Annotated in this window: 23 protein-coding genes; 12 read left to right on the plus strand and 11 right to left on the minus strand. The window is 63.2% G+C overall.

Annotation, left to right across the window (positions count from 1 at the left end):
• Window positions 1–93: 93 nt before the first annotated feature.
• The 3 genes from DOM32_RS10330 to DOM32_RS10340 all read right to left on the minus strand — a co-directional run bounded on the left by DOM32_RS10330 (window position 94) and on the right by DOM32_RS10340 (window position 1,904).
• Window positions 94–789, minus strand: a complete 696-nt coding sequence (locus DOM32_RS10330; protein WP_277354956.1) for a peroxiredoxin — start codon at window positions 787–789, stop codon at window positions 94–96.
• A 147-nt stretch (window positions 790–936) separates the two neighbouring features.
• On the minus strand, window positions 937–1,506 hold the full coding sequence (locus DOM32_RS10335; protein WP_087718542.1) for a C40 family peptidase: 570 nt from the start codon (window positions 1,504–1,506) through the stop codon (window positions 937–939).
• Between the two features lie 89 nt (window positions 1,507–1,595).
• Window positions 1,596–1,904 carry a ribbon-helix-helix domain-containing protein gene (locus DOM32_RS10340; RefSeq protein WP_110634088.1) on the minus strand — a complete coding sequence of 103 codons (309 nt, stop codon included), beginning with the start codon at window positions 1,902–1,904 and terminating at the stop codon, window positions 1,596–1,598.
• A gap of 261 nt (window positions 1,905–2,165) precedes the next feature.
• Between DOM32_RS10340 and DOM32_RS10345 the strand changes: the two genes are divergently transcribed.
• The 5 genes from DOM32_RS10345 (at window position 2,166) to dld (ending at window position 7,770) form a co-directional block, all read left to right on the plus strand.
• The gene (locus DOM32_RS10345; RefSeq protein ID WP_110634091.1) at window positions 2,166–2,735 is read left to right on the plus strand and encodes a tat (twin-arginine translocation) pathway signal sequence; all 570 of its coding nucleotides are present in this window, start codon (window positions 2,166–2,168) and stop codon (window positions 2,733–2,735) included.
• A 38-nt stretch (window positions 2,736–2,773) separates the two neighbouring features.
• Window positions 2,774–4,354: a GMC family oxidoreductase gene (locus DOM32_RS10350; RefSeq protein ID WP_087718539.1), complete on the plus strand. Its 1,581-nt coding sequence runs from the start codon at window positions 2,774–2,776 to the stop codon at window positions 4,352–4,354.
• A gap of 129 nt (window positions 4,355–4,483) precedes the next feature.
• Window positions 4,484–5,287: an SDR family NAD(P)-dependent oxidoreductase gene (locus DOM32_RS10355; protein ID WP_087718538.1), complete on the plus strand. Its 804-nt coding sequence runs from the start codon at window positions 4,484–4,486 to the stop codon at window positions 5,285–5,287.
• Between the two features lie 110 nt (window positions 5,288–5,397).
• Window positions 5,398–5,949 (plus strand): lactoylglutathione lyase, encoded by a 552-nt coding sequence (gene gloA, locus DOM32_RS10360; protein WP_087718537.1) that lies wholly within the window; start codon window positions 5,398–5,400, stop codon window positions 5,947–5,949.
• Window positions 5,950–6,009: 60 nt separating this feature from the next.
• A complete protein-coding gene (gene dld / locus DOM32_RS10365) occupies window positions 6,010–7,770 on the plus strand; it encodes a D-lactate dehydrogenase (protein ID WP_087718536.1) in 1,761 nt (586 codons plus the stop codon).
• A 15-nt stretch (window positions 7,771–7,785) separates the two neighbouring features.
• Here dld and DOM32_RS10370 read toward each other — a convergent pair whose 3' ends face one another.
• Window positions 7,786–8,979, minus strand: a complete 1,194-nt coding sequence (locus DOM32_RS10370) for an alpha-hydroxy acid oxidase (protein ID WP_208625362.1) — start codon at window positions 8,977–8,979, stop codon at window positions 7,786–7,788.
• A gap of 306 nt (window positions 8,980–9,285) precedes the next feature.
• Between DOM32_RS10370 and DOM32_RS10375 the strand changes: the two genes are divergently transcribed.
• Window positions 9,286–10,935, plus strand: a complete 1,650-nt coding sequence (locus DOM32_RS10375) for an OpgD/OpgG family glucan biosynthesis protein (protein ID WP_110634094.1) — start codon at window positions 9,286–9,288, stop codon at window positions 10,933–10,935.
• 167 nt (window positions 10,936–11,102) lie between these two features.
• Here the strand turns inward: DOM32_RS10375 and DOM32_RS10380 are convergent, their stop codons facing one another.
• The 3 genes from DOM32_RS10380 to DOM32_RS17920 form a co-directional block, all read right to left on the minus strand.
• Window positions 11,103–12,311: a sulfotransferase family protein gene (locus DOM32_RS10380; protein WP_208625363.1), complete on the minus strand. Its 1,209-nt coding sequence runs from the start codon at window positions 12,309–12,311 to the stop codon at window positions 11,103–11,105.
• Window positions 12,308–13,036 carry a hypothetical protein gene (locus tag DOM32_RS10385; RefSeq protein ID WP_110634097.1) on the minus strand — a complete coding sequence of 243 codons (729 nt, stop codon included), beginning with the start codon at window positions 13,034–13,036 and terminating at the stop codon, window positions 12,308–12,310. The genes DOM32_RS10380 and DOM32_RS10385 overlap by 4 nt, the downstream gene beginning before the upstream one ends.
• Window positions 13,037–13,257: 221 nt before the next feature.
• The gene (locus tag DOM32_RS17920; protein WP_208625364.1) at window positions 13,258–13,650 is read right to left on the minus strand and encodes a hypothetical protein; all 393 of its coding nucleotides are present in this window, start codon (window positions 13,648–13,650) and stop codon (window positions 13,258–13,260) included.
• A 352-nt stretch (window positions 13,651–14,002) separates the two neighbouring features.
• Here DOM32_RS17920 and DOM32_RS10395 point away from each other — a divergent pair, with 352 nt between their 5' ends.
• Both DOM32_RS10395 and DOM32_RS10400 read left to right on the plus strand, forming a co-directional pair.
• Entirely contained in the window at window positions 14,003–15,361 is a 1,359-nt protein-coding gene (locus DOM32_RS10395) for a Na+/H+ antiporter family protein (protein ID WP_110634101.1), read from the plus strand.
• A gap of 177 nt (window positions 15,362–15,538) precedes the next feature.
• Window positions 15,539–16,675: a M42 family metallopeptidase gene (locus tag DOM32_RS10400; protein WP_208625365.1), complete on the plus strand. Its 1,137-nt coding sequence runs from the start codon at window positions 15,539–15,541 to the stop codon at window positions 16,673–16,675.
• 119 nt (window positions 16,676–16,794) lie between these two features.
• Here DOM32_RS10400 and DOM32_RS10405 read toward each other — a convergent pair whose 3' ends face one another.
• The 4 genes from DOM32_RS10405 to DOM32_RS10420 all read right to left on the minus strand — a co-directional run bounded on the left by DOM32_RS10405 (window position 16,795) and on the right by DOM32_RS10420 (window position 20,964).
• Window positions 16,795–17,739 carry an efflux RND transporter periplasmic adaptor subunit gene (locus DOM32_RS10405; RefSeq protein WP_110634104.1) on the minus strand — a complete coding sequence of 315 codons (945 nt, stop codon included), beginning with the start codon at window positions 17,737–17,739 and terminating at the stop codon, window positions 16,795–16,797.
• A 13-nt stretch (window positions 17,740–17,752) separates the two neighbouring features.
• Window positions 17,753–17,968 (minus strand): DUF1656 domain-containing protein, encoded by a 216-nt coding sequence (locus DOM32_RS10410; protein WP_071230866.1) that lies wholly within the window; start codon window positions 17,966–17,968, stop codon window positions 17,753–17,755.
• Window positions 17,958–20,039, minus strand: coding sequence for an FUSC family protein (locus DOM32_RS10415; RefSeq protein WP_110634107.1), 2,082 nt, complete (start codon window positions 20,037–20,039; stop codon window positions 17,958–17,960). Before DOM32_RS10415 ends, DOM32_RS10410 begins: the two co-directional genes overlap by 11 nt.
• 292 nt (window positions 20,040–20,331) lie before the next feature.
• Window positions 20,332–20,964, minus strand: a complete 633-nt coding sequence (locus DOM32_RS10420) for an OmpW/AlkL family protein (protein WP_110634110.1) — start codon at window positions 20,962–20,964, stop codon at window positions 20,332–20,334.
• A gap of 436 nt (window positions 20,965–21,400) precedes the next feature.
• Here DOM32_RS10420 and DOM32_RS10425 point away from each other — a divergent pair, with 436 nt between their 5' ends.
• From DOM32_RS10425 to DOM32_RS10440, 4 genes are read left to right on the plus strand one after another with little or no spacing between them, the layout of a single operon-like run.
• Window positions 21,401–22,543 (plus strand): transporter substrate-binding protein, encoded by a 1,143-nt coding sequence (locus DOM32_RS10425; RefSeq protein ID WP_110634113.1) that lies wholly within the window; start codon window positions 21,401–21,403, stop codon window positions 22,541–22,543.
• Window positions 22,540–23,127, plus strand: a complete 588-nt coding sequence (locus DOM32_RS10430; protein ID WP_110634116.1) for an ANTAR domain-containing response regulator — start codon at window positions 22,540–22,542, stop codon at window positions 23,125–23,127. The genes DOM32_RS10425 and DOM32_RS10430 overlap by 4 nt, the downstream gene beginning before the upstream one ends.
• The gene (locus tag DOM32_RS10435; RefSeq protein WP_110634119.1) at window positions 23,124–23,972 is read left to right on the plus strand and encodes an ABC transporter permease; all 849 of its coding nucleotides are present in this window, start codon (window positions 23,124–23,126) and stop codon (window positions 23,970–23,972) included. The genes DOM32_RS10430 and DOM32_RS10435 overlap by 4 nt, the downstream gene beginning before the upstream one ends.
• Window positions 23,972–24,898, plus strand: coding sequence for an ABC transporter permease (locus tag DOM32_RS10440; protein ID WP_110634122.1), 927 nt, complete (start codon window positions 23,972–23,974; stop codon window positions 24,896–24,898). The genes DOM32_RS10435 and DOM32_RS10440 overlap by 1 nt, the downstream gene beginning before the upstream one ends.
• The last annotated feature ends 1 nt before the right edge of the window (window position 24,899 follow it).

Here is a 24,899-nt window from a genome sequence, read left to right on the forward strand (position 1 = left end):
CGTCATCAAAAACGCCCGCATTCCTCTCGAGGAATGCGGGCGTCGTCGCTTCTGCTTGGCATCGGCTGCGTCACTGACGCGATGCCGCCGCGGTCACTTGTTCGGCTGCTTGGTGACGCGCAGGTAAGGCTTCTTCTCGTCCCAGCCGTTGGGGAAGAGTTCCTTGGCCTTCTCGTTGTCGATCGAAGGCACGATGATCACGTCGTCGCCGTCCTGCCAGTTGACCGGCGTGGCGACCTTGTGGCTATCGGTCAGTTGCAGGCTGTCCAGCACGCGCAGGATCTCGGCGAAGTTGCGGCCGGTGCTGGGCGGATAGGTGATCGTCAGGCGCACCTTCCTGGCCGGGTCGATGATGAACACCGAGCGCACGGTATTGGTACCGCTGGCGTTGGGGTGAATCATGCCGTAGGCCTCGCTCACCGAGCGGTCGGCGTCGGCCAGCAGCGGGAAGTTGAGCCCGCAGCCCTGGGTTTCCTCGATGTCGCCGACCCAGCGGGTGTGATCGTCGAGCGGGTCGACGGAAAGGCCGATCGCCTTGGTGTTGCGACGCTCGAATTCCGGCTTGAGGCGCGAGACTTCCCCCAGCTCGGTGGTGCAGACCGGCGTGAAATCGGCCGGGTGAGAAAACAGAATGACCCAACTGTCGCCGGCCCACTCGTGGAAATTGATCGGGCCGTCGGTGCTTTCCTGGGTGAAATCGGGAGCGGTATCGCCAAGTTGCAAAGCCATGACTTTCTCCTGTTGCCGTTGACGGCTTCTGTACGAAGCCTCGAGTCGAGTGCTTATCATGACGGGCGAGAGCAGTGTCGTGAAACAATCGATAGCACTAACGACATGCCAACGCTCGTGATGTGTGAATGACCTACCTATAACGTGGTAGCCAAGGCCCGATATCTCAAGGGCGAGACCGTTTTTCCCTTCGCCGTCGCTTTCGGGTCAATTCGCTGGCGCGGCCGCCCCCAGGTAGTGCTGGCGCCAGTAGCGAATATCCAGCGACGAAACGCTGACCGTGCGGCCGCTACCGGGAGCATGGATCATCTGGCGATCGCCCATGTAGATGCCGACATGGGTCGCGCGATTGCCGGAGCCGAAGAACAGCAGGTCGCCGGGCCGGGCGACATCGATCTCGTCGAGGGCGTGGAACTGCTCGTTGGAGGTGCGTGGCAGCGAAATGCCGATCTTGCCGTAGGCCATCTGGACCAGGCCCGAGCAGTCGTAGCCACTGGGTGTGGTGCCGCCCCAGCGATAAGGCGTGCCGAGCGCCTCCTTGGCCGCCGACATCACCAGAATGCGATCGATGGAGAGGTTGTTGCCATCGATGGCAGGCCCGTCGTCACGGGTGGCGATGGTCTTCTGGGTACTGCAACCGGCGAGCAGCAGCAGGAACAGGCCGATGAACAGCAGGCGCGGATGGGGGAGCGTTGCCTGGCGATTTGATCGGGTCGAGGGAGTCTGCCGCGCCGCGGTGAATCGAGAGAAATGGTGGGTGGTGGTGCCTGTCGCCATGCCCGCGGGCCCTGTCTGCCGGTTTCAACCGAGTGTAGAGCAGCACCGTAAGCCTGCAAAGCCCGTCACCACGTCTCAGCAGCGCAGGATCAGAGGCAGGCCGAGCGGGGCATCGCCACCAGATCTGGCACGAGGTCGGCGGTCTGTTGCAGATGGACGGCGCAGACCACGCGCAACAGCGAGGCGAGATTGCTGACTTCGCCTTTCTCCTCTACCACCTCGCTGTAAAGCTGGCTGATGAAACGCGCGGTCGAGAGGTTCTGACTCGCGGCCAGCGCATCCAGAATCTCCCAGAATTCGTTCTCCAGCCTGACGCTCGTCACGCAACCCTGCAGGCGCACCGAGCGGGTGGTGTTCTCGTAGCGAGCCGGGGCGGTGCTGGCGTAGAGATGGCACATGGCAGTCTCCTGTCGATGGGCATGGCACGAAGCGGGGCACGCGATTCATTGAACTTAGCGCTCTAAGCACTCTGCTGACCATTCGACTTGAGTCGCGTTTTCTTGCCTGCCGGTTTTGCGGCCTTTCGGCTTTGCGTCGCAGTCTCTTCTAATACCTTGGCCGCAGTAGTAGTCCACTAATACCCGCTGCCGGTTCATGCCTCCTAGTCTGAGTGCAGACCGTCGAGAGCGAAGCGCCCGACGTCAGACGAGGAGATCACCATGACTCATCCATCCCTTTCGCGTCGCGTTTTTCTGGAGGCCAGCGGCGGCACGCTGGTCGGAACGCTGGCGTTCGCCAACGGCGCCATCGCCATGCTGGCGCCGAGTACGAGCTGGGCCGTGACCACGGAGCAGTTCGACGATCATCAGGCGCGAACGCTGCTCATATTCACCCGGCATCTGCTACCTCACGACACCCTCGAGGACGCTGTCTACGCTCTGGTAGTCAAAGATCTCGACCGCCAGGCCGCCGATCCGCAGGTGCGCCAGCAGTTAACCAACGGCATCGCCACGCTGGATCGCCAGGCCGGTGGCGAGTGGCTGGCGTTGAACGAGGACGACCGTCAGGCGCAGGTCGAAGCGATTTCCGGCTCTCCGTTCTTCAAGACCGTACACGGCAGCGCCATTGTAGCGCTCTACAACAATCCGCTGGCGTTCGCCCACTTCGGCTATGGCGGCGGCGTGGACGACTCGGGCTATCTGCATCGCGGCTTCAGCGATATTACCTGGTTGCCGGAACCGCCCATCGCGGCCAGCGGCACGATTCCTGTCGACTCCACCCCGGCCTGACACAGGATCCGACGATAACGACCAAGAGGAGAAGCGCCGTGGACTACACCAATCAGCGCACTTTCGACCATGACGACGACGGCGTCGTGGTTGTCATCGGCTCCGGTGCTGGCGGTGGCACGCTGGCCAACGGGCTCGCTCAGCAGGGCATCAAGGTAGTGCTGCTGGAAGCCGGCGGCCTGCATACGCGCACCGACTTTCACACCGACGAGTGGCGCGCCTACGAGCAGCTGTCATGGCTCGATCCGCGCACCACCTCCGGCAGCTGGCGCGTAGCGCAGGACTTCCCCAATCTGCCGGCGTGGATCTGCAAGACCGTCGGCGGTTCGACCACCCACTGGAGTGCCTGCAGTCTGCGCATTCAGCCCCACGAATTCGAAGCCCGCACCCGTTACGGTGATCTCGAAGGCGCCACGCTGCTCGACTGGCCGATCGGCTACGACGACCTCGCGCCCTATTACGATCGTGCCGAAAAGCGCCTCAACGTTACCCGCACTAACGACATTCCCGGTCTGCCGGGCAATAACAACTTCAAGGTGATGTACTCAGGCGCCCAGAAGCTTGGCTACGAGTGCAACACCGGACACATGGCGATCAACAGCCGCGAGATGGACAGCCGCGGGCACTGTCAGCAGCGCGGCTTCTGCTTCCAGGGCTGCCGCTCGGGTGCGAAGTGGTCGACGCTCAACACCGAGATTCCCGAGGCGCTGGCTACCGGTAACTGCGAGATGCGCACCCGGGCGCACGTCGCCGAGATTACCCATGACGCCAGCGGCAAGGTGACCGGCGTCAGCTACTTCGATGGAAATGGTGAAATGCAGCACCAGAAGGCGCGCGTGGTAGCGGTCGCCGGCAATTCAATCGAAACGCCGCGGCTGCTGCTCAATTCCGCGTCGACCCAGTTCCCCGACGGGCTCGCTAACGGCAGCGGCCATGTCGGCAAGCACTACATGCGCCACATGACCGGCTCGGTCTATGCCGCATTCGAGCAGCCGGTGCATATGTATCGCGGCACGGTGATGGCGGGGATCATTCCCGACGAGGCACGTCACGACGATGGCCGAGGCTTTGCCGGCGGCTACGAGATGGAAACCATCGCGCTGGGACTGCCGCTGGCGGCGGCGTTCCTCAATCCTGGCGGTTGGGGGCGCGACTTCACCCGCATGATCGACCAGTACGACCATCTCGCCGCGATGTGGCTGGTCGGCGAGGACATGCCGCGCGACACCAACCGAGTCACGCTCAACCACGATGTCCGCGATCAGCACGGCCTGCCCGTGGCCAATGTCCACTACGACGATCACGACAACGATATCGCCATGCGCAATCACGCCTACCAGCAGGGTAGCGACGTTTATCGTGCCGCCGGGGCGGTGGATATATACGAAGTCCCGCCGTACCCCTCGACCCACAATCTCGGCACCTGCCGCATGAGCGAGAAACCGGAAGACGGCGTCTGCAACGGCTTCGGCCAGACCCACGAGGTGAGCAATCTGTTCATCTCCGACGGCAGCCAGTTCACCACCTCCGCGGCGGAAAACCCGACGCTGACGATCATCGCGATGGCGATGCGTCAGGCGGAGCATATTGGGGAGCGGATGAAGGCCCGAGCGATCTAGCGACGAGCAGCGAGCCACGAGCTAAGAGCGAACATCACTCACTTCCGCTACCTGAGGTGTTTTCAGGATTCTCGCCAAGCGGTGTGTTCCATCGCTACCGATGAAACCAGAAGGAACAGGAGAAACGACATGGCTAATACTACGAAGTCTCAGCAGAACCCCCGCAACGTACTGGTGACCGGCGCCGCCCGCGGTATCGGGCGCGCCATCGCGCTGCGATTGGCGGAAGACGGTCACAACGTCGCGGTCAACGATATTGCCGCCAATCGTTCGGCGCTGGAGGGGCTCGCCGGCGAGATCCGCGACAAGGGCCGCAAGAGTTCGGTGGCGATCGCCGATGTCTCCAACCAGGGCGAAGTCGAGGACATGGTGACCCAGACGGTTGCCGATCTCGGCTCGCTGGACGTGATGATCGCCAACGCCGGTATCGCCCACGTGCAGTCGTTGCTGGAGCTCGACGCCGACGACTGGGACAAGGTGATGTCGGTCAACCTGCGTGGGGTCTTCCTGTGTTATCAGACCGCCGCCAAGCAGATGATCCAGCAGGGCAACGGCGGCAAGATCATCGGCGCGGCCTCGATCGTCGCCTATCGCCCGTTCGCGCTGCTGGGACCGTATTCGGCCTCCAAGTGGGGCGTGCGCGGGCTGACTCAGGCCGCCGCCATGGAATGGGCCAAGCACGGCATTACCGTCAATGCCTACTGTCCGGGTATCGTCGGCACCGACATGTGGGAGCTGATCGACGAAAAGCTCGCCGCCGAGGAAGGTTGGCAGAAGGGCGAGGCGCTCAAGACCTACTCGGGCGCAATTGCGCTGGGGCGTGTCTCGGTGCCGGAAGACGTTGCGAGCTACGTCTCCTATCTTGCCTCGCCGGATTCGGACTACATGACCGGACAGTCGGTGATGATTGATGGGGGGATACAGTTCTCGTAACCCCACCCCGACTGAAGGGCGGTCCAGCTTGCTTGTGACCGGTGGATGCCGCCCTCATCTGTACGTTCACGATATTTTTCCCTGCATTCAGTTTCGATTCTGGAGTCCCCATGCCCATCAGCGAAGACGTTTCCATCAGCGAAGACCGGGTCCCCGGTGTCGAGCCCGCGCCGCGCGAGACCGAGGGCTTCGTGCTCAATCACACCATGCTGCGCGCCAAGGAGCCAGAACGGTCGCTTTCGTTCTACACCCGCGTGTTCGGCATGCGTCTGCTGCGCAAGCTCGACTTCCCGGAGATGCAATTCACGCTCTACTTTCTGGCGCGGGTCGACGACGAGGGCACGATCCCAGCGGACGACGGTGAGCGCACGGCCTATACCTTCTCGCAGAAGGGCGTGCTGGAGTTGACCCACAACTGGGGTAGCGAGGACGATCCCGAGCTTTCCTATCACGACGGCAATGCCGAACCGCAGGGCTTCGGCCACATCTGCTTCGCGGTGCCGGATCTGGCCGCCGCCGAGCGCTGGTTCGATGTCAATAATGTCGAGTTCAAGAAACGCTCGGACCAAGGCAAGATGAAGAACGTGATCTTCGTCAAGGACCCGGACGGTTACTGGATCGAGGTCGTCCAGCCCTCGCTGTCCAAGGGGCTGGGCCAGTGATCTGCTATCGGGATCGATAACCGCCCAGCAAGGGGCCATCGCCCATCAAGGAAAGTGCCCATGAGCGTGCAGCAGAACCCGGCCGAGCGTCGGCATTTCATCGAGCACCTGACCGATATCGTCGGTCCGCGCCACGTGATCACCAGCGAGGTCGGTACGCGGCGCTATCGTAACGGATTTCGTTTCGGTGGCGGCTCGGTTGTTGCCGTGGTCAAGCCCGGCTCGCTGGTCGAGCAGTGGCGCGTCCTGAAAGCGTGTATCGAGAGCGATCGCATCGTCATCACTCAGGCGGCCAATACTGGCCTGACCGGCGGCTCGACGCCGGACGGGGACGACTACGACCGCGAGATCGTCATCGTCAGCACGCTGCGGCTCAATAAACTGCAGGTGATCGATGAAGGCCGGCAAGTGATCTGCCTGCCCGGCGCCACGCTGGACCAGCTAGAGAAACGGCTCGCCCCGCTGGGCCGCGAGCCGCACTCGGTGATCGGCTCCTCGTGCCTCGGCGCGTCGGTCTTTGGCGGTGTCTGTAACAACTCCGGCGGATCGCTGGTCAAGCGCGGCCCGGCCTATACCGAGCTGTCGATTCATGCCCGGCTCGATGCCGGCGGTCGGTTGCAACTGGTCAATCATCTGGGTGTCAGTCTTGGCGACGGTCCGGAAACGATTCTGTCCCGCCTGGAGCGCGGCGATTACCGCCCGCAGGACGTCTCGCATATAGATGCGGCGGCCTCCGATCCGGACTACATCGATCACGTACGTGAGATCGATGCCGAGACCCCGGCACGCTTCAATGCCGATCCGCGAAGGCTACATGAAGCTGCCGGTTCCGCCGGCAAGCTGATGGTCTTCGCGCTGCGCCTTGATACCTTTCCGCAGGAGCAGGAAGCCAAGGTGTTCTACCTGGGCACCAACGATACCGGCGCGCTGACCGAGCTGCGTCGGTGTATTCTCGCCGAGTCCGAGACGTTACCGATCGCCGGCGAGTATATGCACCGGGAGGCGTTCGACGTCGCCGAGAAATACGGCAAGGACACTTTCCTGACCATTCGCGCGCTGGGCACCGGGCGGCTGCCACGATTCTTCGCACTCAAGAACCGGATCGACGGCTTCTGCGATCGACTGAAGCTTCCGGCCAACATGTCCGACCGGCTGCTACAGCGGCTGAGCCAACTCTTCCCGTCACACCTGCCCGCGCGGCTGACCGAGTATCGGGAGCGCTTCGAACATCATCTGATGCTCAAGGTCTCCGGCGAGAGCGTGGAATCGACGCGGGCTTTGCTAAGAGAACACTTTGAACGTTTCGAAGGTGATTTCTTCGAATGCACGGCGGACGAGGGCGCCAAGGCGTTCCTGCACCGCTTCGCCGCTGCCGGCGCTGCGGTGCGCTATCGCATCATGCATCGCGACACGGTGGAGGATATTGTCGCACTGGATATTGCCTTGAAGCGCAGCGAGCGCGACTGGTTTGAGACGCTACCGGAGGACGTCGAGCGGCCGATGATCAAGAAGCTCTACTACGGCCACTTTCTCTGCCACGTGCTGCATCAGGACTACATCGTCGCCAAGGGCACCGACTGTCTCACGCTGGAGCATCGCTTGTGGGAACTGCTGGATGCCCGCGGCGCCGAGTACCCCGCCGAGCACAACGTCGGGCATCTCTATAAGGCCAAGCCGGCGCTGGCCAATTTCTACCGCGAGCTCGACCCTTGCAACGCCTTCAACCCCGGTATCGGCCAGACCAGCAAGTGCCGGCATTGGGGCGAAACGACGGCGGGGCCGGACGAGGCGACGCCGCTACGCGAATCCGTCCACGGCTAGTGGGGTGCGGCAGCTTCAAGGCACGTCCCCCGGCGTCTCCCCACCCGTCAGGGCGTCGCTCGGGCGTTGGGGTGCATCGACTCGGCTCGACGCATAAGGAGAGCGCCGCAGACAACTGGCATCGAGCTGGGCGAGGGTGGGCCGGCCGAGCTGGGCCATCAGGTTGTGTAGCTGGTCCTTGAGCAGGTCGATGGCATGAGCCGCGCCGGCCTCTCCGCCCAGCGCGAGGCCGTAGAGGGTGGCGCGCCCGCACAGCACGCCTTCCGCCCCCAGCACCACCGCCTTGGCGATGTCGCTGCCGCGACGGATGCCGCTATCCAGCAGCACGTGCATCGAATTCCCCACTGCGTCGACGACTTCGGGCAGTGCATCCAGCGTTGCCGGCGCGCCGTCGAGCTGGCGCCCGCCGTGGTTGGTGACGACCACGCCGTCGGCGCCGATGCGCTTGGCCTCGAGTGCATCCTCGGCGTTGAGAATCCCCTTGATCAACAGCTTGCCGGGCCAGCGCTCGCGGATATCGGCCAGCACTTCCCAGGTCAGCCGGCGCGTCATGCGCTGGTTGATATAGCCGGCGGCGCTGCCCGCGCTCTGCTGTTCCTTGGGCAGATACTTCACCAGATTGCCCAGCGTCGGCAGCCCCTGAGGCCAGAGCGCGCGATAGACCCATTGCGGATGCAGGCCGGCATTCAGCAGGTAAGGCCACGCCAGTCGCCGGGGGTTGAGATAGCTGCGCGAATCCCATTCGCGACGCCCCAGCACCACGGTGTCCGTCGTCACCATCAGCGTCTCGACGCCGACGTTCCTGGCGCGTTCGAGCATATCGTTGCGCACCGCTTCGTCGTCCAGGACATAGAGCTGAAACCACAGCCGCGCGTCCGGCACGGCGGCGGCGAGGGTTTCCAGGCTGGCACAGGAGACTGTGCTGAGCGTGAAAGGAATGCCGCGACTGGCCGCGGCCCGTGCCAGGGCGATATCGCCATCCCGCCACAGCATGCCGTTGTAGCCGGTGGGAGCGATGGCCAACGGCAGTTCGGCAGGGCTATCCACCAGCCGGGTGCGGCTGTCTCTGGCCTCGACATCGACCAGCGTGCGCGGCTGCCAGCCCCAGGCGGCAAAGGCGCGACGGTTGTCGCCGAGCGTGGTTTCGTCCTCGGAACCACCGTGGACGTACTCCCAGGCGAAGGCCGGGCGCCATCCAGGCGAGTTCATCGATGCTCTGCGCGCGGCGCCACGCATAGTGGGAGGAGTAGCGACGTTTCACGAAACCTCTCGATATCGGCAGGGGGATCAGGGCGTCCCGATACGGCAGACGTTAGCACGCCATGCACTCGTCGACGATGCCACCAAGGGTGGGGTGGAGGTTGGCTCGGCCGTCACGAGGTGAGTCGCGATTCGGCCAGGGGAACCTGCTCGGCGCGAGGGCGTCTGATGAACGATTCTCTTCGGTGCAGCCCGATTCGCGATGATCGGGTATGCTGCCAATTCGACTGCCGACACACAAAGGAAGGGGTGTTCATGGATCGTAGAAGTGTGCTGAAAAGCGCGATTGCCCTGGCTGCCTGGTACGGCCTGCCCTCGGCGCCACTATTTGCGGCGGCGCGTGCCACTAGCGATATCGCCGACGGCGAGGCGGCGGCTTTCAGTTTCGACTGGCTGCAGGGCTTCGCCCGCGATCTGGCCGCCAAGGCGTATCAGAGCAACGTCGAGAAACTGCCGCCGACCCTGGCCAATCTCACGCCGCAGAACTACAACGCCATCGGCTACGATCCCGACCATTCGTTGTGGAATAGCATGAATGGCCCGCTGGACATCCAGTTCTTCCATGTCGGCATGGGGTTCAACCAGCCGGTCCGGATGTACTCCATCGACCCGCAGACCCAGCAGGCCAAGGAGATCCACTTCCGCCCCGACCTGTTCGAATACGCCAGGGCCGGTGTCGATGTCTCCCAGCTCGAGGGGCAGAGCGATCTCGGCTTCGCCGGATTCCGCGTGTTCAAGGAGCCGTCGCTGACCGAGCGGGACATCGTCTCCTTCCTCGGTGCCAGCTACTTCCGGGCCGTCGACGACACCTATCAGTACGGCCTGTCGGCACGCGGCGTGGCGGTCAACACCTATACCGACGGCAAGACCGAGGAATTCCCGGCGTTCACCCGCTTCTGGTTCGAGACGCCCAAGCCGGGTTCGACGACCTTCACCGCCTATGCGCTGCTCGATTCGCCGAGCCTGGCCGGTGCCTATCGCTTCGTCATTCACTGCGAGGAGGAGCGCGTGGTGATGGACATCGACAAGCACCTCTATCCGCGCGAGTCGATCGCCCAGCTCGGCATCACGCCGATGACCAGCATGTTCAGCTGCGGCACCCAGCAGCGCGACATGTGCCTGACCTTCCACCCGCAGATTCACGACTCCGACCGGCTGTCGATGTGGCTCGGCAACGGCGAGTGGGTCTGCCGGCCGCTCAACAATCCGCCGCGGGTCCAGTTCAACACCTTCGGCGACGACAATCCCAAGGGGTTCGGGCTGCTGCAGACCGATCACGACTTCAAGAGCTACGAGGACATCGTCGCCAACTACCACAAGCGCCCCAGCCTGTGGGTCGAGCCGAAGGGGCAGTGGGGCAAGGGCGAGATCCAGATGCTGGAGATTCCTACCACCGGTGAGACCATGGATAACGTGGTCGCGTTCTGGAAGCCGGAAAAGGCGATCGAGCCGGGGCAGGAGCTCAATTACGGCTACAAGCTCTACTGGAGCGCACAGCCGCCGGTGAAGCCCGAGCTGGCGCGAGTCCGCAAGACGTTCACCGGCATCGGCGGCTTCCCCGAGGGTTGGGCGCCGGGAGAGCACTACCCGAAAGTCTGGGCCCGGCGCATCGCGGTGGATTTCGTCGGCGGCGAGCTCAAGCACTTCTACGACAACGACATCGATATCAAGACCCAGCTCGACGTGCCGGAAGGCGACGTCAAGCAGCTCGATATCCTGTGGGTCAAGGAGATCGAGGGTTTCCGTATCCAGTTCGACTGGTACCCGACCAGCGAGTCCACCGACCCGATCAACATGCGCCTGAACCTGCTCGCCGACGGCAAGACGGTGAGCGAGACCTGGCTCTTCCAGTATTTCCCGACGCCGCCGGAGGAGAGGAATTATCCGGCGCATCCGGCAAGCTAGATCAGACGAAAATCTGCAGGAATCAACGGGGCGGCCATCTGGCCGCCCCGTTTCTTTCAGGTGTCGTTAGCGCTACTTTCACCGCAACACGAGCCTGCGTCGGTCGTAGGCTTTTAGCCCGATGCCGCTTTTCAAGCGCCGAAGCCGGCGCAAGCCGAAGCCCGTCACTAGTACCCGAACCGCGCCGCGACCGGGCCGGTGATCTCGGCGATCATCGCCACTTCCGCATCGCTGAACCTGGGCTTGTAGTAGGTCGGTGCGTGCAGGCCGCTGGCGGCTTCCGCCAGCGCTTGCGGCTCGAGTTCGAGCTCGGCATGGTCGAAAACCGCCTGCAGGCTCTCGCGAGGCGTGCCGCAGAGATCTTCGTAGCGCACGATGAGACACGCCTTGCGCAGCTCGGGATCCTCGTTCAGCGTATCGGCGAGGTGAGCATAGATGGCGGCCCAGTAGCGCGCCCATCCCTCGATTTCGTTGCCGGCTTCCCACAGCGCGGTGATGCGCCGGGTTTCCTCGTCGTTACCCACGTTGATTGCCCGCCGATCGAGACCGAACTCGTAGTGTCCCACCCGTCGCATGTGCTCCAGCGCGCGTGGCTCGCTGGTCTCGCCGGCCACGAACAGCGCCTGCTGCTTCATCAGCGAGGCGATGTGCCAGACCGGGTCGCGAATCACCAGCACGAACTTCGCCTGCGGATAGAGCCGATGCAGATAGCCCAGTCGCACCAGGTTATAGTTGCCCTTGGCGACGTAGCGCTGGCGCTTGCGCACCGCAAGCAGCTTGCGGATATGTTCGTCGTAGAAGCGCTCGAAGGCGGGATGCTCGGCATGGCGCCCTTTCACCGAGCTCTGGGTCGGATCGTGGGTCTCGGGAAAGAACGCCATCCATAGCATCTCCTCGAACGCCTCCGGGCTCTGCGAGGTCACCTCGATGCCGTCCTTGTGGGCGCGTTCCTGGGCCTGCTCCTGCTCTTTTTTTTGAGTCAGGGGCACCAGCGCGAGCCAGCGATTCCACCAGTAGGGCGTCAGCAGCGGCGGAAAATCGACGTAGCGGTGAGTCGCCACGGCGGGGTGGGAGGCGAGATGCTCAAGCAGAATGGTCGTACCGGAGCGGGCGAGCCCGGCGACGTAGACGGGACGGTCGACGTGCTTGTCGGCGATCGCATCCTGCACGGCTCGCGTTTCCAGGTTGCCGAGCTTGATCCAGGTGCCGGGCTTGCGGTGAATCCAGCCCCCCAGCCAGTGCATCCAGCCGGGCACCACGAAGCCGGGATCGCTGACCTTGCCGCTGGCGGCCGGGCTGGTGCCTGCGTTGCCGGTACCTGCGTTGCGGGATTCGACCGGCCGGGAGGTCGAATTGTCGGAACCCGAGGTGCTCATTCGATTTTCGCCCAACGATAAGTGAGAAGAGACACGATCGTCATGACCGGGAAGAAAATGACGAGCCAGTGGCGCATCCAGCCCGGCCCGAACGGCAGATATTCGGGTTGGGGCAGGTCGAAGGCGACCCGCTCGATGGGGCTCTCCGCCGGCAGATAGCCCAGCGGGTTGGCAGCCAGCCAGTTCCACCACTGGCGCTTTTCGATCACCGGAATGGGAGCGGTCATGGCAACGTTGGCCAGCTCGCTGCTGCCGTCGCTGACGATCACTCGCAAGCCGCCGTCTTCCCGAACCCATTGCGCGTCGTAGGGGGCGTCGCTGTTTTGCGGAGTCACTTGCACGGAGGGCGTCTCACCCTCGGCCGGCAGTGCGTGGGCGTAGTGGCTTTCCAGCCAGGTCAGTAGCGCCAACAGCGGCAGGATCGAGACGAGCGTGGGCAGAAACACCAGCCCGAGATGCCGAAAGGCGCTGATGAACTGGTCGCGAATCAGCGGGCCGGCATCGCTGAATTCCCCATCGAAGTCATTGAGTCGCCTGCGCGCCGTGCGCGCTTCCCGTTTGGCATTGGCGATCCTGCCTTGCGGTGACACCAGCCGATACAGGAACAGCGTGCCGACACCGGCGATCGCCGCCCATACCACCAGCCGCAGCGTGGCGGGCAGGACGCTTTTCATCCCGCCATCGATGGCGGCGAAGATCGGATCCGGCAGATCCAGTAATCCCATGTGTCCTCCTGACACTGGCCCATCGTCCGCGCGTCAATCGCTGCCGGGGAGCAGAATGCCCCGGCAGGATGACGAGCGCGTAACGCGGGCATTTGAATCCAGGCTTCTCAACTCAGGCTTCTAATCCCAGGCATTCTGGAAGAGGCGGGCCGACGGCGACGACGCCTTGCCGGCCCGTTTTATGGGTATTCAAGAGATGATATTGCCAAGGCGTGACGCCGCTAGGAGCGATGCCCGACGTGAGACGCTCCGCGCTGACTCTCCTCGACGCGGGCGGTGGTCGGTGGCGACTCCGGATCCTGGGCGGTGCGGGCTTGGGCCGTGCTCGTACCGCTCTCGGCGGTGCCAGTCTCGAAGGTACTATTCTCGGCCCCGCCGCTCTCCGCCGAGGCGGCGGCTTCGGCCTTGCGTCGGCGCCGCATGCGCCGGATCGGCCACATGATGACGAAGAACAGCGCCATGCCGATCGCGGCGATGATGCCCCACAGCGCGGTCAGCAGGCTCAGCCCCGCGCCCGGGCCCACATAGGCTTCCGCAGCGAGCGGCAGGGTAGCGCCGATGGCGATGAGGACGGTCGGCAGGCGTGTGGCGTGTCGTTGGGTCGGTCGAGTCATGACGGTTACCTCTCAGTGGCTGAATCAGCCCCTTCAATCACCCCGAGGGCACCCCGACGTCGATGTCGTCACGTGGGGCCACTCCAGCCGACGCTTGTGGCGTCGATCATTATGGTCAGTTCAGCTTAAGCGGGGTCAGCCGGAAATTGAATGAGGTTTTTTGTTAGCACGTTCGCCGACATTGGCGTCGTTTTGTAATCAAGAGTGAGCTGGGTAACCATGAGTTCCGCTATCGGCCGGGCCTCGCTTCCGGAATTTTTCTGGCGTTCGCCGACTGGGTCGATATCATCGGCGGCTTCGTCTGCCGGCTGCGCTCGGCAGGCACGATTCACGGTTTGAAATGGGGCGATGCATGAATGCTGTGGTGCTGGCCATTCTGATAATGGTCACGTTGAGTCTGGCGCGGGTCTCGGTCGTGTTTGCGCTGATCGTCGCGGCGCTCGTGGGCGGGTTGTATGCCGGCATGCCGCTGAGCGGGATTCTCGATGCCTTCAATGGCGGGCTGGGCAATGGGGCGACGGTGGCGATCTCCTACGCGGTGCTGGGGGCGTTCGCGGTAGCACTGTCACGCTCCGGCATCACCCAGGCGCTGGCCCGCCGCGCCGTTCAGCGATTTCATCTCGAGGGCTCCGGCCAGCGCCAGCACCGCGTGGTACTGGCGCTGCTGGGTTGCCTGCTGCTGGCGGCGATCAGCTCGCAGAACCTGATTCCCGTCCACATCGCCTTCATTCCGATCCTGGTGCCGCCGCTGCTGACACTGATGAATCGGCTCCGGCTGGATCGCCGTGCGGTGGCCTGCGTCATTACCTTCGGGATCACGGCGCCCTACATGCTGCTGCCGGTCGGGTTCGGCGCGATCTTTCTCAACGACATTCTGCTCAATAATCTCAACACCAGCGGTGCGGAATTCGGCCTGCAGGTCGAGGCGGCCCAGGTGCCGCTGGCGATGGCGATCCCGATCGGTGGCATGGCGTTGGGCCTGCTCATTGCTGTCTTTTTCAGCTATCGCCGCCAGCGCACCTACGAAGACCGGGCGCTGGTAGGCCAGCAGGACAGCGAGGAGCCCGCGTCGGCCGGCGCTGATCGCCCCCTTCGCGGCTGGCAGAAGATCGTGCTGGCTGCGTCGTTGGTCGGCACCCTGGTCGTCCAGCTGTTGACGGATTCGATGGTGGTGGGCGGGCTGTTCGGCTTCGCGCTGCTGTCGCTGAGCGGCGTGTTCCGCTGGCGGGAGCAGGATGACGTGTTTACCGAAGGCATGCGGATGATGGCGCAGGTCGGCTTCATCATGATCGCGGCGGCCGGTTTCGCCGGCGTGATGCAGGCGACCGGCGCGGTGGATAGCCTCGTGACCAGCTCCGCGGCGATGATCGGCGATCACAAGGGCCTGGCCGCACTGATCATGCTGCTCGTGGGCCTGTTCATCACCATGGGGATCGGCTCGTCGTTCTCGACCATTCCGATCATCGCCTCGCTCTACGTGCCGCTGGCGCTGAGCTTCGGCTTCTCGCCGCTGGCGACCGTTGCGCTCGTCGGCACGGCGGCAGCGCTGGGCGATGCCGGCTCGCCGGCCTCGGATTCCACCCTGGGGCCGACCGCCGGGCTCAATGCCGACGGCCAGCACGACCATATCTGGGACAGCGTGGTGCCGACCTTCCTGCACTACAACGTGCCGCTGCTGATCTTCGGCTGGATCGCGGCGATGATTCTCTGATTTCGGGCTTCGGGCTTCGGGCTTCGGGCTTCGGGCTTCGGGCTTCGAGCGACGGGGAAGCGGAAAACAGGAAACGAGAGCCGGCCTCGGGGATGCGAAGAGCAGCGTTGGCGAGTGGTGCCTGTTAAGCTGGCTGACTATTAGCGGAAACACATTGCCTGAAACAAGGAGCTCGAGATGAGCAAAAGCGCTGATAAAACGCCCAAGAATACCAAGACGACCAAGCGTGGCGCAGCGCCGCTGAACGCGGATGCGATGACGTTTCTGGAGCGCTATCTCAACAACGCCTCGCCGACCGGCTACGAGTGGGAAGGCCAGAAGCTGTGGATGGAGTACCTGCGCCCGTACGTGGACGAGTTCATCACCGATACCTACGGCACCGCCGTCGGCGTGATCAATCCGGACGCCGAGTACAAGGTGGTGATCGAAGGCCACGCCGACGAGATCTCCTGGTACGTCAACTACATCACCGACAACGGCCTGATCTACGTCATCCGCAACGGCGGCAGCGACCATCAGATCGCGCCTTCCAAGCGCGTCAACATCCATACCGACAATGGCATCGTGCCGGGCGTGTTCGGCTGGCCGGCGATCCACACCCGCCGCCAGGGGCCGAAGGAGAAGCCGCCGGAGCTCGACAACATCTTCATCGACGTCGGCTGCAGTACCAGGGATGAGGTCGAGGCGCTCGGCGTTCACGTCGGCTGCGTGATCACCTATCCCGACGAATTCTTCGTGCTCAACGGCGACAAGCTGGTCTGCCGCGCCATCGACAACCGTATCGGCGGCTTCATGATCGCGGAAGTGGCGCGGCTGCTGAAGGCGCGCAAGCAGAAGCTCGACTTCGGCCTGTATATCGTCAACGCGGTGCAAGAAGAAGTGGGCCTGCGCGGCGCGGAGATGATCGCCGAGCGCCTGAATCCCAACGTCGCCATCGTTACCGATGTCAGCCACGACACCTCGACGCCGATGATCGAGCCCAAGCGCGAAGGCGCCAACAAGATCGGCGACGGCCCGGTGATCTGCTACGCCCCGGCGATCCAGAACAAGCTGCGCGAGCGCCTGATCAAGGTCGCTACCGAGCAGAAGATCCCGTTCCAGCGCCTGCCGCGTTCGCGGGCCACCGGCACCGATACCGATGCCTTCGCCTACAGCAATTCCGGCGTCGCTTCGGCGCTGATCTCGCTGCCGCTGCGCTACATGCATACCACCGTCGAGATGGTCCACAAGCAGGATGTCGAGAACGTGATCGAGCTGATCTACCACACCCTGCTCGACATCAAGCCCGGCGAGACCTTCAGCTACTTCGAGTGAACGACTTCGAGTGAACGACTTCGATTGAACGGCCTTCGCGTGAATGGCCTTCGATTGAACAGCGTTTATTCCGCTGCCCGCGCCCCGACGAGCGATCGTCGGGGCGTTTTCGTATGGGCTCAGATACTGATCAATCCTTCCCACCACTGGCGAATCGGCTTCCACCAGTCGGGCGCCTCTTCGCGGCCCTGGCGGTCGCTCTCGAGGTAGACGGTGGCGGTGAGGCCGGCGGAGAGCTTGGTGCCTTCGGGGATCTCGTCCAGCGCGATGCGAACGGGAATCCGCTGGGAGAGACGCACCCAGTCGAACGAGGCGTTGACCGAGGCAAGGCCGTTGGCCTGACTGCTCAGGCTGCTGTCGCTGATACCGCGAGCGAAGCTGTCGACATGCCCCCAGATGGGCTCGTCGCTGGAGAGCAGCTGGACCCGAACGGGCGCGCCGACATCGATGCTGTCGAGCTTGGTCTCCTCGAAATAGCCCAGCACGTAGAAGCTTTCGGCATCCACCAGGGTCATGGCATTGGTGCCCACGGTCACGTACTGGCCCGGGCGCAGCAGCAGGTTGGTGACATAGCCGTCGACCGGCGCACGCACGGTGGCGCGCTCCAGGTCCAGCTTGGCCTGGTTGACCTCGACTTTCGCCTGCTCGACGGCGGCCTGTGCCGTGGTCAGCGCAAAGCGGGCGTTGTCCTTGTCTTCCTGGGAGACGTAATTCTTCAGCCGCTGGCGCCGGCTGTTGGCCGCCTGTGCTTCGTTGCGCTGCTGCTCCAGCTGATTGAGGTTGGCCCTGGCTTCGTCCAGCGCCAGCTGGTAACGCTGCTGGTCGATGGTGAACAGCACATCGCCTTTGTGCACCAGCTGGTTGTCGTGTACCTCGAGATCGTCGACGAGGCCGGCGACATCGGTGCCGAGGTTGACCACATCGGCACGAACCCGGCCGTCGCGCGTCCATGGGTCGTGCATGTAGTGATCCCAGATCTGGGCAACGGCAACGATCGCGGCGATGACCAGAACGATGGTCAACACTAGCCGCAGGGTCTTGCGGAGTCCGGTAGGCCAATTCATGAAGGTCTTTTCCTCATCCAGCGATCGGCAGCGAGCCCGTCAGGGCGAGTACCGACCACAACAGCAAAGCGTAAATCGCGATATCCAGCAGTACCGGTTGCCAGAACCAGTGATAGAGCCCGAGACGCACGAACACGCGCCGCAGGATCAGATAGAGCCCGAGAGCCAGCAATACCGGCACCGTCAGCGGCGGTATCAGAAACCCCAGGAACGACCATTCAGCCAGCATGTCGAGTGTCTCCGGTGGTTGCCCTGGACGCATCGTGTTCTTCGTCCGCGCGGGCCTCGAGTACCACGCCCGGCGCTTCTCGCATCAGATGCCCCAGCATGGCGATCTCGCCGATGCTGGCGATCGGCAGGCGGGTTTCATGATAGAGCCGTTCGACCCAGGCAATGGCCTCGTCAGCCAGCTCGTGCCAGACGGCCGGATCGTGATGGCGGCGCGACACCACGCGAGTGCCGATGTCGCCGAGCCAGGCTTCGATCTCCGCGCGGTGGGGGCCGAGTGCCTCGCGCAGACGCCGGATTCGCCACACGCACAGTGCCAAGGCATGCAGGTCGATCGCCTCGCTGACCGAGCGATCGCTGCCACCCAGCGCGACCAGCCGGCCCAGACGGTCGTAGAGACGGCTCTCCAGGCGGGCGCGATTGGGCAGCGATTTCTCCCGCAGCAGCCGGCTCAGGCCGCGCCAGTAGGCGGCCATCAGCGTCTCGATGCGTTCGCCGGGCGAGCGCTGGCGAAACAGCGAGTAGGTAATCATGGCGGCAATGGTCCCGATGATCGAAGCCAGCCCGCCGTTGATGTAGCTCGAGGGCGAAAACGTATAGGTCGAATGCAGGTTGAGCAGCGTCATCATGGTGATGGCGCCGGCCATTCCCATCAGCGACCAGCGGGGGTGCGGCGTCATCAGTGTGCCGATGGCGACCGGGATGCCGATGGCGATCGCCAGTAGCGGGAACCCGTTGATCACCGGTAACACCAGAAACAGCAGAACCCCGCCCAGGATGACCGCGGCGATCGACCCCCACAGGAATTGATTGACGATGGCGGCCGGGTTGGGCGCCTTGGCGAACAGCATGATGAAGACGCCAAGCAGCATCATGGCGAGATAGCCCGAATGCCAGCCGCTATGAACCCAGACCTGACCCAGCAGCTCGAAGGCGATGAATACGCGAAAGGCGTTGAAGCGGGCGACGAAGTGTTCGTTGTGCGCGGCGCGGGAGCGGCGCTCGCGGGGCAACGTCTTGACCTTCGCCGAGGTCGGATCGTTGAGCGCGTTACGTAGCCGGCGACCATGCTGCAAAAGCCCGAGGACTTCGCCCAGGCGCTGGCGGACCAGCTCCGCACGGGCGCGGGTGCGTGGCTCCACCGTCGCTTCGTCCCACTCGAAATCCGCCAGCAACTGGCGCTCGGAGGGCGTACCCTCCGGCTCGGCCTCGATCGCTGTCAGCAGCGGCCGCGCCTGCCGGCTCAGCTCGGCCAGCCAGCGCTCGCCGTCGTCACAGGCGCGCAGATAGTCCAGCGCCGTTTCCAGTTCGCGAACGGCGGTGATCAGCGCCAGACCATCGCTGGCAAACCGATCCAGCGCCGGAATGAAATGGCTCAGGCGACGGGTTTCCAGCCGTGTCAGCCCGCGCAGCGTCTCGAACTGCTGGTAATGCCCGAGCAGCACTTTCAACTGGGCATCGCGACTGGCGCGAGAGCGAGGTTCGGCGAGCGTCGTCAGCGTTTCGGTAGCGGCCTGCGAGAGAAACCGGGAAAGCGCACCCGGCAGGGCGCGGCTGCCGAATCTCGGCGCGATGACCACATGCATCAGCAGCCCGCAGCCGATACCCAATGCCGTTTCGCTGAAGCGCCCCTGAGCGACGGACCAGATGTTATCGATACCGGTGCCGATCGCGGTGAGCGACACCAGCGTGGCAGTGTAGCCGCTGAGCATCATCACGTAGCCGATGTGCTCGTCCGGCTCGAGCATGACCCAGTACATGCAGAAGGCCAGCCACGCGCCGGCAAACAGTAGGTAGAGCATGGGCTGCTGGCCGAACAGCGCGATCAGCACCAGGCCGACGATAGCGCCGAACAGCGTGCCGAACAGGCGCGCCACGCTGCGACCGATGATGATGCCGATCGGCGGCGTGCCGCCGGTGAACATGACCGGCTGCAGCGTCACGATCATCACCGCCAGCACCGACCAGGCAGGCTGGTAGAGATCGAGGCGCATCGACAAAAACAGTGCCAGCCAGACGGCCAGCACCGTTCGCAATGCCAGTAACCAGTGATCGGCAGAAATTCGAATCATAAATGACCAAAACCCGTGAATGCGGGCATCCACGGGGCATTTCCATGGGCACAACCATGGAACAATGTGTTGAAGCGCGAGAGAGGTATCTCAAAGCGCCATAAAAGTTAGGCTGCGAATGATCACATTGTCTTCGACTTATGTCTATAGCTTTGTGCAGATAGCTTTATGCAGAAGCGTCGGATGTAGGCGGAAGAGTCAGACAGGTTGGGTGGTAGGGAGGGGAGAAAACGAAAAATGGCCACCGAGCGGTGGCCATGAGATGACCGGTTTGGGTCCGAATACGGCGGCTTCAAAAGCGGTAACCGATGCCGCCCATCACCACCCAGGGATCGATGTGAACGGTGGTGTCATAGGATTGTCCACCGACCTCGGCGGTCGCGTCGGAGTCGATGTCGATATACCAGGCGGCGGCGTTCATCGACCAGTGATCGTCGATCAGCAGGTCCACCCCCAACTGGCCGGCGGCGCCCCAGGAGTCATCGAGATCGAGGCTGCCGACGTCCAGGTCTTCATCGGAGAAATGGGTATAGTTCACGCCCGCGCCGATGTAGGGCTGAACACGCGACTGGGTGCCACCGAGCGGATAGTACTGCAGCGTCAGGGTCGGCGGCAGATGCTTGGTCGAGGCCAGCTCGTTGCCGTTCAGGTCGATATCGTGCTCGAACGGTTCGGCGGCCAGCAGTTCGACGCCCCACTTGTCGAGAAAACGGTAACCCAGCGTGAAGGCGAAGCCGGTGTCGTCTTTGACATCGACATCCATGTTCAGACCATCGAAGTGGCCGTTGTCGCTCTTGGGCGAAACCTTGGCGACCCCGAAATGGGTGAACAAATCACCGGCACCATAGGCAAAGGCATTACCGGCGCTCAGCGCGGTGACCAGCGCCATTCCGGCGACGGAGAAGCGGCGAAGAATCGTGTTCATGAAGATGCTCCCTTGTCCTTGTGACTGACATTGACTCGCCTCGGCAGCGGTAGCCTCGAAGGCGACGGTGTCAGCATACGGCGTAATAACCTTATTGTTAGTGTGGTTATTTGCCGCAAGGTTGTCTTTGATCGCTCCATTGTGGTGCGGCTTAACTCGAGATGGAGCGATTTTGGTGCACAAGGCTTCGAGGTTTGAACACATGACAATAGATAAAAATTGTTAACTGTTTGTTTTTAAATAGAGAAATAGGTATTGGCACATTTTTACCATATAGTTCAATAGAAAGTGGGGGCTTGTTTACAATATATTTCAATAGCAAGTGGGGCCTGGGTAGCCAGCCTGTAAATCTTGGATAGAACAGCGCGCCACTAGGCGCTTGGCAATGAAGCCCGGATGTCTTCCCGACGTCCGGGCTTTTTTTGTGGAAACGATCATGACATTCACGTTACCCATCGGGGTGCTCTACTCGACGACCGGCACCTACCAACGCATCAGCAAGAATGCGCGCAGCGGCGCCTTGCAAGCCGTCGCCGATATCAATGCCGACGCGACATCGGCCGTGACGCTGGTAGTGCACGAGTACGATCCGCATGGCGAGCTCGAAGCCTATCATCAGGGTGTCGAGGCCTTGTTTGCGCGGGGCGTACGTCACGTGGTTGGCACCACGACCTCGGCAAGCCGCAAGGATATCGTGCCGGATGTCGAGCGCGACAATGCTCTGTTGTGGTATGCCTGCCCCTACGAAGGCTTCGAGTGCAGCGAAAACGTGCTTTATTCCGGCGGTTGCCCGAGCCAGAACCTGGTGCCGCTGCTGGCCTATGCCCTGCGCGAGTACGGCAAGCGTGGCGTGCTGATCGGCTCCAACTACGTATGGGGCTGGGAGAGCAACCGCATTGCCCGCGAACTGGTGGAAGCCACTCATGGCCGCATCGTGGCGGAGAAGTACTTCCACTTCGGCGATTGCGACTTCGACGCCATCGTCACCCGGATTCTGAAAGACGCCACCGACTTCGTGCTCAACAACCTGGTCGGCGAGTCCTCCTATGCCTTCCTGGCCCAGCTCGATGCCGCCTGTGAGCGCCACGGCACCACCATTACCGTGCTCAGCTGCAACTTCACCGAGTGCGAGCTGCCGGCGATTCCTCGCTTGCGGCATGTACGCCTGTTGTCGTGCGGGCCATGGTTCGATCATCCCGGCAACGGCTTCAGCGCGCGCCAACGGGTACGCCATGGTCCGCAGATCTATTCGAGCTGTTACACCAACGCCTACAACGCCGTGCAGTTGTTGGCGCGAAGCTGTGCCGCGGTGGGCAGCGACGATCCCGCCGCGGTGTTGGCGTGGCTGCATGCGAACTCGCATTCCACATTGATGGGCGAGTTAGCATTCAATCCGAGCAACAACCATCTGGCGCTGCCGTGCTGCATCGCCGAGGCAAGGGGCGACGGGTTCCGCATCGTGCACCGTGAAAGCGGTGTGCTGGACGCCGACCCCTACCTGACCCGCACCGGCATTCCCCAGTTCCGCGACGTGGTCGGTGCCGCGCTCACGTCGCCCCGCTTGAGGGTCGTGAAATGAACGCGGAAACCTTGACTCCCCGGCTGCTGCTGGTGGATTGCGAGCCACGCTCGCAGGCGATGCTCGACAAAAGCCTGGCGCGTCTGGGCTTGCATGGCTGGGCCGTGGCCGAGGATGCCGAGATCGCCCTGACGAATGTCGATGGCGTGATCGTTGAATTGGATCACTTCGCCAGCCCGCGCCTGCTCGAGGCGGCCCGCGCGGCAGGCCTGCCGATCGTGGCGATGACCCACCACCAGACGCTATCCCAGATCCAGCGCGCGCGGCGGCTGGGCGCCACGGCGATCCTCAACAAGCCGATCACCCAGCATACCGTCTATACCACGCTGGCCATGGCACGGACATTACGCGAGCGGCTCACCGAGCTCGAAACCGCTCATAACCGGCTAGCCGCGCAGGTGGACCAGCAGGGGCTCATCGCCCGGGCCGTGGCGTGCATCATGGTCAGCTCAGATCTGGATGAAGCGCAGGCATTCGAGCGTTTGCGTAGCGATGCCATGTCACGACAGCTCACCCTAGTGCAGGCCGGCGAGCGGCTGCTGACGCAGATGGCGCCCGCACGGCGTCAGGGAGGAGCGTCATGACGGTGCTCAAGGCGTTGCTCAAACGCAAGACCGTAGCCATCGCGCTGTTCTATATCCTGATCGTGGTCGTGGCGGCGATCTTCGCCCCGTGGCTGGCACCGTACGACCCCACCGAACAGTTCTTCGAAGGGCTTTCGCTGGAAGGCGCGCCGTTGCCGCCCGACGGCGAGTTCTGGCTGGGCACGGACTTGCTGGGGCGCGATTTGCTCTCGCGAGTCATCTACGGCGCGCGTACCTCGTTGATCATCGGCATCGTCTCCAACGGCATCGCGGTGGTGATCGGCACCCTGGTGGGCGTAACCGCGGGCTTCGTTCGCGGCTGGCTGGGCTCGGTCCTGATGCGACTGACCGATTTGATGATGGCCTTTCCGGCCTTGCTGCTGGCCATCGCGCTGGCGGCGATCCTGCAACCCAGCCTGTGGATCGTGGCGATGGTCATCGCCATGGTGAACTGGGTGCAGATCGCGCGCGTCATCTATTCGGAGACCATCTCTCTGTCATCGAAGGACTTCGTGGCGGTCGAGCGCACCATCGGGGTCAGCGCGCCGCGCATTCTGTTCTCGCATCTCCTGCCGCATTTGCTGCCGACCATCCTGGTCTGGGCGACTCTAGGCATCTCTACCACGGTACTGCTCGAAGCCACGTTGTCCTTCCTGGGAGTCGGCGTGCAGCCGCCCATGCCGAGCTGGGGCAACATCATCTTCGAGAGCCAGACCTATTTCATCTCCGCCATGTGGCTGGTGCTGTTCCCCGGCATTGCCATCATCGCGCTGTCGTTGAGCTTCAACCTGGTCGGCGACGCGCTGCGCGACGAGCTCGACCCGACACTCAAAGGAAGACGCTAATGGTCTGGTACATCGCCAAGCGCATCGCCTATTCGCTGCTCATCCTGCTGGGCGTGACTTTCATCACCTACCTGCTGCTCTACATGATTCCTGCCGACCCTGCGCGGCAGATCGCCGGCCGCAGCGCCACCACTGAGGTGGTGGCCAACATCCGTCATCAACTGGGGCTGGATCTGCCGTTCTACGAGCAGTACGTCCGCTATCTGGGCAACTTGCTGCAGGGCGACCTGGGGCGTTCCTACGTGCAGCGCTCGGAAGTCTCGACGCTGCTCGCCTCGCGAGTGGGCCCGACGCTACAACTGATGGCCGCCGGCATCGGCTTCGAGCTTCTGATCGGCATCACGCTGGGTATCGTCGCGGCGCTCAAGCGCAATTCGGTACTCGATCAGGTGCTGATGGCGTTCTCGTTCATCGGCGTGTCCTCGCCGCATTTCATCGCCGCGATGCTGGCGCTGTATTTCTTCGCGGTCTATCTCGGCTGGTTTCCGCTGGGCGGTTACGGCGGCGTCGAGCACCTGCTGTTGCCGGCCATCACCCTCGGTGTGCTGGGCAGCGGCTGGTACTCGCGCATGGTGCGCTCGTCGATGATCGAGGTGTTGCACCAAGACTTCATTCGTACCGCGCGCGCCAAGGGGCTGGGACGGGCGCGCGTGCTGCTGTGCCACGTGCTGCCCAACGCCATCGTGCCGGTGATCCCCATGATCGGGATCGACATCGGCATCTTCATGAGCGGGCTGGTCGTCGTGGAGTCGGTGTTCGGCTGGCCGGGCCTGGGACAACTGGCCTGGCAGGCCATCCAGCAGGTGGATATCCCGATCATCGTGGGCGTCACCATGCTCTCGGCGGTCGCCATCGTGCTGGGCAATCTCGTGGCCGATCTGGCCGTGCTGTTTGTCGATCCGCGCATCGACGTCACCCAAACCTGAA

The sequence above is a fragment of the Salinicola salarius genome, from assembly GCF_003206135.1.
Taxonomy (GTDB): domain Bacteria; phylum Pseudomonadota; class Gammaproteobacteria; order Pseudomonadales; family Halomonadaceae; genus Salinicola; species Salinicola salarius.

Coding starts and splice junctions, on each gene's coding strand:
- DOM32_RS10375 (WP_110634094.1), top strand. CDS start 9,286: ATGGATCGTAGAAGTGTGCTGAAAAGCGCGATTGCCCTGGCTGCCTGG.
- DOM32_RS10335 (WP_087718542.1), bottom strand. CDS start 1,506: ATGGCGACAGGCACCACCACCCACCATTTCTCTCGATTCACCGCGGCG.
- DOM32_RS17920 (WP_208625364.1), bottom strand. CDS start 13,650: ATGACTCGACCGACCCAACGACACGCCACACGCCTGCCGACCGTCCTC.
- dld (WP_087718536.1), top strand. CDS start 6,010: ATGAGCGTGCAGCAGAACCCGGCCGAGCGTCGGCATTTCATCGAGCAC.
- DOM32_RS10380 (WP_208625363.1), bottom strand. CDS start 12,311: ATGAGCACCTCGGGTTCCGACAATTCGACCTCCCGGCCGGTCGAATCC.
- DOM32_RS10430 (WP_110634116.1), top strand. CDS start 22,540: ATGAACGCGGAAACCTTGACTCCCCGGCTGCTGCTGGTGGATTGCGAG.
- DOM32_RS10340 (WP_110634088.1), bottom strand. CDS start 1,904: ATGTGCCATCTCTACGCCAGCACCGCCCCGGCTCGCTACGAGAACACC.
- DOM32_RS10415 (WP_110634107.1), bottom strand. CDS start 20,039: ATGATTCGAATTTCTGCCGATCACTGGTTACTGGCATTGCGAACGGTG.
- DOM32_RS10370 (WP_208625362.1), bottom strand. CDS start 8,979: ATGAACTCGCCTGGATGGCGCCCGGCCTTCGCCTGGGAGTACGTCCAC.
- DOM32_RS10425 (WP_110634113.1), top strand. CDS start 21,401: ATGACATTCACGTTACCCATCGGGGTGCTCTACTCGACGACCGGCACC.
- DOM32_RS10395 (WP_110634101.1), top strand. CDS start 14,003: ATGAATGCTGTGGTGCTGGCCATTCTGATAATGGTCACGTTGAGTCTG.
- gloA (WP_087718537.1), top strand. CDS start 5,398: ATGCCCATCAGCGAAGACGTTTCCATCAGCGAAGACCGGGTCCCCGGT.
- DOM32_RS10435 (WP_110634119.1), top strand. CDS start 23,124: ATGACGGTGCTCAAGGCGTTGCTCAAACGCAAGACCGTAGCCATCGCG.
- DOM32_RS10385 (WP_110634097.1), bottom strand. CDS start 13,036: ATGGGATTACTGGATCTGCCGGATCCGATCTTCGCCGCCATCGATGGC.
- DOM32_RS10345 (WP_110634091.1), top strand. CDS start 2,166: ATGACTCATCCATCCCTTTCGCGTCGCGTTTTTCTGGAGGCCAGCGGC.
- DOM32_RS10405 (WP_110634104.1), bottom strand. CDS start 17,739: ATGAATTGGCCTACCGGACTCCGCAAGACCCTGCGGCTAGTGTTGACC.
- DOM32_RS10400 (WP_208625365.1), top strand. CDS start 15,539: ATGAGCAAAAGCGCTGATAAAACGCCCAAGAATACCAAGACGACCAAG.
- DOM32_RS10420 (WP_110634110.1), bottom strand. CDS start 20,964: ATGAACACGATTCTTCGCCGCTTCTCCGTCGCCGGAATGGCGCTGGTC.
- DOM32_RS10410 (WP_071230866.1), bottom strand. CDS start 17,968: ATGCTGGCTGAATGGTCGTTCCTGGGGTTTCTGATACCGCCGCTGACG.
- DOM32_RS10330 (WP_277354956.1), bottom strand. CDS start 789: ATGATAAGCACTCGACTCGAGGCTTCGTACAGAAGCCGTCAACGGCAA.
- DOM32_RS10355 (WP_087718538.1), top strand. CDS start 4,484: ATGGCTAATACTACGAAGTCTCAGCAGAACCCCCGCAACGTACTGGTG.
- DOM32_RS10440 (WP_110634122.1), top strand. CDS start 23,972: ATGGTCTGGTACATCGCCAAGCGCATCGCCTATTCGCTGCTCATCCTG.